The following is a 5,559-nucleotide window of genomic DNA, read 5'->3' as shown; positions in this document are numbered from 1 at the left end:
TGCCCAAGGTGATCCCACCCCGCATCACCCCGCCGACAGCAGTGGCCACGACCACCGTCACGACACGACCGTCGCCCGCGCGGACCGATCAGCCCATCCAGCCGCCGCCCGTCCAGCCCCAGCCAGTCCACACCGAGCCACCGCCACCCACTGTCGTGCCGCTGGTCACGCCAACCCCGTCAACCGGCGTGCCCGTGTCCACGCCGGCGGCCGACTCCTGATAGGGATGGAGTCCGGGCAGGCGTCACCGGTGCTGCCCTGGTAAGCAGGCGGGCTGTTCGTCCAGCATGTGCTTTCATGGCCGGCGACTCGCCCCGATCCTGATGACCGGCGGGCCAAAGGCGGCGTGATCATGATTTTTCCGCGCCGGATACTACAAGGGCGGGATGCAGGGTGATGAGTGTCGGAACCACGTCCTCGCTGTCGTTCCGCTGCGCCGAGTGGACGCGGGAGCAGGGCGTCAACCCGATCGGGTCCGCCCTGGTGTGCGACACCTTCGTACTCGTCGAAACGCCGCCGCCGTGGCCACGGGATGTCAGCGACATACCGGCCTTCGCGGAGGTCATGCGGAGCCGGCCGCACCGGGTCCGGCTGCTCGCCGTCCTGCCGGCCGGGGACTCTGCCGGCGACCTGCCGGCCGGGGACTCTGCCGGCGACCCGCCTGAAAACCCGACCGGCAGGACGCCTGGCGGCTCACCTGACAGCCCGACCGGCAAGGCCGCCGGGATCCCGGCCGCGGAGCCGGTGTGGACCACCGCCGCCGCTGGTCGGAATCGGCGATCCGGCGTCCGGGTCACGGTCTGGCGCCGCCGGAACTCCAACGATTTCCAGGGCACCGACCACGTTGTCTCCCAGGATCGTCTTGCTGAGGGGATCCTCCGGCTCCTCGACCTGGACCTCGACCCCGGCCTGGACCTCGACCCTGGCCGCGGTCCGGATTCCGGCGAGGGGGCGCAGGCCCGGCCCGCCCCTGCCGAGATCCTGCTCTGCGGCCATGGCCGGCGGGACCGCTGCTGCGGCCGGGTCGGCACCCGCCTGCACCTCGACGTGGCATCGGCCTGGCCCGGGGTGCGGGTCCGGCGGTGTAGCCACACCGGCGGGCACCGGTTCGCCCCGACCGGTTTCACCTTTCCGGACGGACGGGCATGGGGCTTCCTCGACGTCCCGACGCTCGACCGGATCGTGCGGCGCGGCGGCAGGCCCGGTGAGCTGCGCGGAAGGTACCGGGGGAACACCGCGCTCGACCAGTGGGGGCAGGTGGCCGAGCGGGAGCTGTTCGAGCGGTTCGGCTGGGGCTGGCTCGACCACGAGCTCACCTCGTCCCACACCGAGGTCGCCGACAGCGGGCGACTGGCGACCGTGGAGCTGGCCTGGCAGGGCCCGACCGGTGCCGCAACGGCCACCGCATCGGTCGAGGTGGTCCGGGACGTCCCCGTCCTGGTCTGCGGTGAGGCTCCGGACCTGGCCGAGAAGACAAGCCCCGAGCTGGCACTGCGCTCGATCACGATCCGGCGGTAGCACCGTCGAGCGACCCGGGGACCCGGGTCCCCGGGTCCCCGGAGCGGCTTCCGGACTTCCCGGATCCGGCAGGAAGCCCGGGCGCGAAAAAACATGATCGCGCCGCCTTTGGCCCTCGAGAAGAGCCCGCGCATACGCCATGACATCGTGCTGACAGGCTCACCACCATGCCGACGCTGCTGATCGTCCACCACACGCCGTCCCCTGCGATGCAGGAGATGCTCGACGCCGTGCGCGCAGGCGCCACCGACGACGCGATCGAGGGCGTGGACGTCGTCACCCGTCCCGCACTCGTCGCCTCCGCCGTGGACGTACTGGCCGCCGACGCGTTCCTGCTCGGTACGCCGGCAAACATCGGTTACATGTCCGGAGCGCTCAAGCACTTCTTCGACACTGTTTACTATCCGTGTCTTGACGCTACGATGGGTCGTCCGTACGCCGTTTACGTCCACGGGAACAACGACACGACAGGAGCCGTGCGCGCTGTGGAGTCGATCGCGACCGGCCTGCGCTGGAAGCGACTGCGGGAGCCGGTGACGGTGATCGGCACGCCGGACGCGAAGGACCGCGAAGCCTGCTGGGAACTCGGCGCGACCGTCGCCGCCAGCCTGATGCCGCAGTAACGCTGTAGACGACCGCGTAATCATGGCCTTTCCGCGGTTGAGGCGACGCCAGTAAGGTTCTTGACCATGGAGGCAGGCGCGGAAGACACGATGATCGCCATTCCGTCGGGGTGGGTGACGCTGTCGGACCGGCGAACGCGGCGCGCGTGGTCGGTCGAACTCGCGCCCTACTGCCTCGGCGCGTTTCCGATCACTCAGGCGCAGTACGTACAGGTCATCGGGCAGCGGCCGAGCGCGGTCGACGGGGACTTTCTACCTGTGGAAGGTGTTTCCTGGTGGGACGCCGTCCGATTCTGTAACGCGCTGTCGCAAGGCGAAGGGTTGGCGCCGGCCTACAACATCCGCGCCGACAGCGAGGACGTCGAGTGGGATGTCGCCGCGGCCGGATATCGGCTGCCCACCGAGGCCGAATGGGAGCACGCCTGCCGTGCCGGCACAGCAGGCCCGCGGTATGGGCCACTCGACGACATCGCGTGGTACCGGCAAAACGCACACGACCGAATTCATGAGGTGGGCGGCAAGCTGCCCAATTCATGGGGCTTGCACGACATGCTTGGCAATGTGTGGGACTGGTGCTGGGACGTCTATGACGCCGAGGTTTACGGCACCTATCGTGTACTGCGTGGCGGAGGGTGGGCTGACGAGCACTGGAGCTGCCGAGCCTCGGTGCGGCGCCGCAGCCATCCGAATTTCCAGGTAGACGATGTTGGCTTTCGGGTCGCGCGCTCCGGTCCGGTCTGATTCGTGCATCCGGCGTCGGTAGCCATTACTTTGGTATAAGGGGAGTACCATCATCGTCATGGCGTTGACGGTGCGCACGGATGACGAGCTGGCGCGGGCGCTGACGGAGTTGGCGGCCAGTGAAGGGGTCTCCCGGCAGGAGATCATCAGGCGTGCGGTACTTGAGCGCTATGAGCGCGCCGAACATATCGCCGCGCGGTTCGGGCCAGCTTCGACCGGATGATGGTTCGATGGGGGGGACGTGCTCACTCGGCTGGGCGACGCGTGAGGCGTCACCTATCTCGATCTGGAAGATCTGCTGATGTTGGTCCGTGACCTGGGAGCCGGTCCGGTCCGTGACGTCGGTCTGCTCGACTCGGCTGTGGCACGACCAAGGTCGAGCGCGTTCGGCCGGGATGCCTATCCGACCTTGTCGTTCAAAGCCGCTGCGCTGCTGCACTCGATTGCTCGAAACCATGCTCTCGTCGACGGCAACAGGCGTCTCGCGTGGCTGGCCGCCCTGGTGTTTCTCGATCTCAACGGCCATACGGTGGACCTCGACGACGACGCGTTCGACCTCGTGATGGACGTCGCACAGGGCATCTCGGATGTCGACAAGATCGCCGAAAGGCTGACGACCGTACCGGTCGACGGCCTACGCTAGTTCGGGCCCGACGGGAATGTCACCGAAGGTGAGACTCTTGTGACCAGGGTTCGGCGCATTTCTCCGTACGCGCCGTACGGGCACGGCGGCAGCGACGCGACGGGCGCGGCGCGGTCGGTCGGTCGGTCGGTCGAGACGATCGCCACCGGTCTGCGCTGGAAGCGGTTGCGCGACCCTGTCAGCGTGGTCGGCGCGCCGGACGCGGCCGCCCGGGAAGCGTGCTGGGAACTCGGCGCCACCACTGCCGCGAGCCTGATGCCGGACTCGTGACACGGGCCGCGTAGTCGGTCGATCGTCCGGTGGTTACGCTCGATGATCAGAGTGGTTCGTTCGGTCACCTGCGGAGGCTGTCCATCACGAGGTCGAGTAGATGACGGGACCGCACTTCCCAGTCGGCGTTGTCGATGCGCCAGAGGAAGCCAACGAGGAGCAGCACCTCTTCCGCATCGACGTCCTCGCGCAGGGTCTTCGCGTTCTTGCCGGCATTCAGCAGCAGAGTGATCGCCTCGATCACCTGGTCGTAGTACTCGCTGGACAGATCGGCGCGTGTCGCGGCTTCCACGGCTCCCGCGACGCCGTGCTTGATGCGCCCGTAGGAGGCGAGCCGGTCGAACCACAGTCGTAGTGCGTCGAGCGGCGGATGCGCGTCGAGCAGCGCGGCGGCCGCATCGATCACTGCCCGGACGTCCTGGTGGTACACCGCGAGCAGGAGTGCTTCACGGCTGGGGAAGTGCCGGTACATGGTGCCCTGGCCGACGCCGGCCTTCTTGGCGATCGAGTTGAGCGTCGCGTCGCTCGACGCGGCCAACGCCTCGCGCGCCACGTCGAGGATCCGTGCCCGGTTCTCCTGGGCGTCAGAGCGAAAGGACGCTCTCACCCGTTCAGCCATCGGGTCCATCGTCATGGGAAGGGTCCCTCCATTGCCAAACGGACAACTGTCCGGTAGCATCCGACCGATACGGACACGTGTCCGGTTCCACCGTACGTGGCTGGCTCGACGTGGGCAACGAACGTGAGCTCGCACGACGCGTGCAGCCCTCAGAGGAGACATCGATGTCAGGGATCCAGGACAAGGTCGTCGCGATCACCGGCGCGAGCAGCGGCATCGGCGAGGCCACCGCGCTGCGACTGGCCGCAAGCGGCGCCAAGGTGGTCCTCGCGGCACGGCGACGGGACCGGCTCGAGACGCTGTCGGCTCGCATCAGCGACGCGGGCGGCGAGGCTGTGCACCTCCCCACGGACGTCCGACGACGCACCGATCTGCAAGACCTCGTCGCCCTCTCGTGCAAGCGCTTCGGTCGACTCGACGTGCTCGTCAACAACGCCGGCATCGGACCGATCAGCCCCCTCGACGACCTCCGCGTGGAGGACTGGGAAGACATGATTGACATCAACATCAGGGGCACGCTCTACGGGATCGCCGCCGCATTGCCCGTCTTCCGCGAACAGGCCTGCGGGCACTTCGTGAACACCCTCTCCACCTCCGGCCTGCGGATCGTTCCCGACCAGGCGGTCTATGCCGGCACGAAGAACGCCGTACGCGCCATCTCCGAAGGACTCCGGCAGGAGGCCGGAGCGAACCTTCGCGTCACCACCATCTCGCCCGGATTCGTCTGGACCGACTTCGCCGAGGGCACGGACAACCCCGAGGTTCGCGCCCAGCTCATCGAGCGGCGAGCCGAGATCGCCATCCCACCCGACGCGATCGCCCGCGCCATCGCGTTCGCGATCGAACAGCCCGCCGAGGTCGACGTCAACGACATCGTCGTCCGCCCCACCGCACAATCCTGACGGCCAGGGTTCGGCACATTTCTGCGACCAGATCTATTACCCGGTGCTCGAGGCCACTGTCGGCCGCCCGTACGCCCTCTACGTCCATGGCAACAGCGACACCACCGGCGCGGTCCGAGGCGTCGAGACCATCACCACCGGCCTGAAGTGGAAGCGCCTGCGCGACCTACTGACCGTGATCGGCGAGGCCGACGCCGCCGCCCGCGATGCCTGCTGGGAGCTTGGCGCCAGCGCGGCGGCCAG

The 5,559-nt window shown here is 68.2% G+C and carries 9 protein-coding genes and 1 pseudogene; 9 read left to right on the top strand and 1 reads right to left on the bottom strand.

The genetic code is table 11. The annotated features are described in order from the left end of the window. The 7 genes and pseudogenes from DD1DGNOD_RS28245 to DD1DGNOD_RS18185 all read left to right on the top strand — a co-directional run. A pseudogene (locus tag DD1DGNOD_RS28245) lies at positions 1–221 on the top strand (hypothetical protein); the annotation flags it as partial. Between the two features lie 175 nt (positions 222–396). Then, positions 397–1,518, top strand: coding sequence for a sucrase ferredoxin (locus tag DD1DGNOD_RS18210; RefSeq protein ID WP_131767657.1), 1,122 nt, complete (start codon positions 397–399; stop codon positions 1,516–1,518). Between the two features lie 167 nt (positions 1,519–1,685). Continuing rightward, positions 1,686–2,141 (top strand): flavodoxin family protein, encoded by a 456-nt coding sequence (locus DD1DGNOD_RS18205; RefSeq protein ID WP_131767656.1) that lies wholly within the window; start codon positions 1,686–1,688, stop codon positions 2,139–2,141. 66 nt (positions 2,142–2,207) lie between these two features. Beyond that, positions 2,208–2,882, top strand: coding sequence for a formylglycine-generating enzyme family protein (locus tag DD1DGNOD_RS18200; protein WP_131767655.1), 675 nt, complete (start codon positions 2,208–2,210; stop codon positions 2,880–2,882). 58 nt (positions 2,883–2,940) lie between these two features. Then, complete coding sequence (locus DD1DGNOD_RS18195) at positions 2,941–3,105, top strand: CopG family transcriptional regulator (protein ID WP_131770687.1); 165 nt, start codon at positions 2,941–2,943, stop codon at positions 3,103–3,105. 75 nt (positions 3,106–3,180) lie between these two features. After that, on the top strand, positions 3,181–3,525 hold the full coding sequence (locus tag DD1DGNOD_RS18190) for a type II toxin-antitoxin system death-on-curing family toxin (RefSeq protein ID WP_346434349.1): 345 nt from the start codon (positions 3,181–3,183) through the stop codon (positions 3,523–3,525). 39 nt (positions 3,526–3,564) lie between these two features. Beyond that, complete coding sequence (locus DD1DGNOD_RS18185) at positions 3,565–3,795, top strand: flavodoxin (RefSeq protein ID WP_131770686.1); 231 nt, start codon at positions 3,565–3,567, stop codon at positions 3,793–3,795. A 64-nt stretch (positions 3,796–3,859) separates the two neighbouring features. Here the strand turns inward: DD1DGNOD_RS18185 and DD1DGNOD_RS18180 are convergent, their stop codons facing one another. Next, a complete protein-coding gene (locus tag DD1DGNOD_RS18180) occupies positions 3,860–4,348 on the bottom strand; it encodes a TetR/AcrR family transcriptional regulator (RefSeq protein WP_206443278.1) in 489 nt (162 codons plus the stop codon). Between the two features lie 230 nt (positions 4,349–4,578). On the opposite strand from DD1DGNOD_RS18180, the gene DD1DGNOD_RS18175 reads away from it, so the two are divergent. Beyond that, the gene (locus DD1DGNOD_RS18175) at positions 4,579–5,316 is read left to right on the top strand and encodes an SDR family oxidoreductase (protein ID WP_131767653.1); all 738 of its coding nucleotides are present in this window, start codon (positions 4,579–4,581) and stop codon (positions 5,314–5,316) included. A 43-nt stretch (positions 5,317–5,359) separates the two neighbouring features. After that, a partial coding sequence (locus DD1DGNOD_RS18170; RefSeq protein ID WP_241255819.1) for a flavodoxin occupies positions 5,360–5,559 on the top strand: 200 nt, incomplete at its 3' end.

This window comes from Candidatus Protofrankia californiensis, from assembly GCF_900634765.1.
Taxonomy (GTDB): domain Bacteria; phylum Actinomycetota; class Actinomycetes; order Frankiales; family Frankiaceae; genus Protofrankia; species Protofrankia californiensis.
This window is presented reverse-complemented; position numbering and strand designations above follow the sequence as displayed.

Coding starts and splice junctions, on each gene's coding strand:
- DD1DGNOD_RS18210 (WP_131767657.1), top strand. CDS start 397: ATGAGTGTCGGAACCACGTCCTCGCTGTCGTTCCGCTGCGCCGAGTGG.
- DD1DGNOD_RS18205 (WP_131767656.1), top strand. CDS start 1,686: ATGCCGACGCTGCTGATCGTCCACCACACGCCGTCCCCTGCGATGCAG.
- DD1DGNOD_RS18200 (WP_131767655.1), top strand. CDS start 2,208: ATGGAGGCAGGCGCGGAAGACACGATGATCGCCATTCCGTCGGGGTGG.
- DD1DGNOD_RS18195 (WP_131770687.1), top strand. CDS start 2,941: ATGGCGTTGACGGTGCGCACGGATGACGAGCTGGCGCGGGCGCTGACG.
- DD1DGNOD_RS18175 (WP_131767653.1), top strand. CDS start 4,579: ATGTCAGGGATCCAGGACAAGGTCGTCGCGATCACCGGCGCGAGCAGC.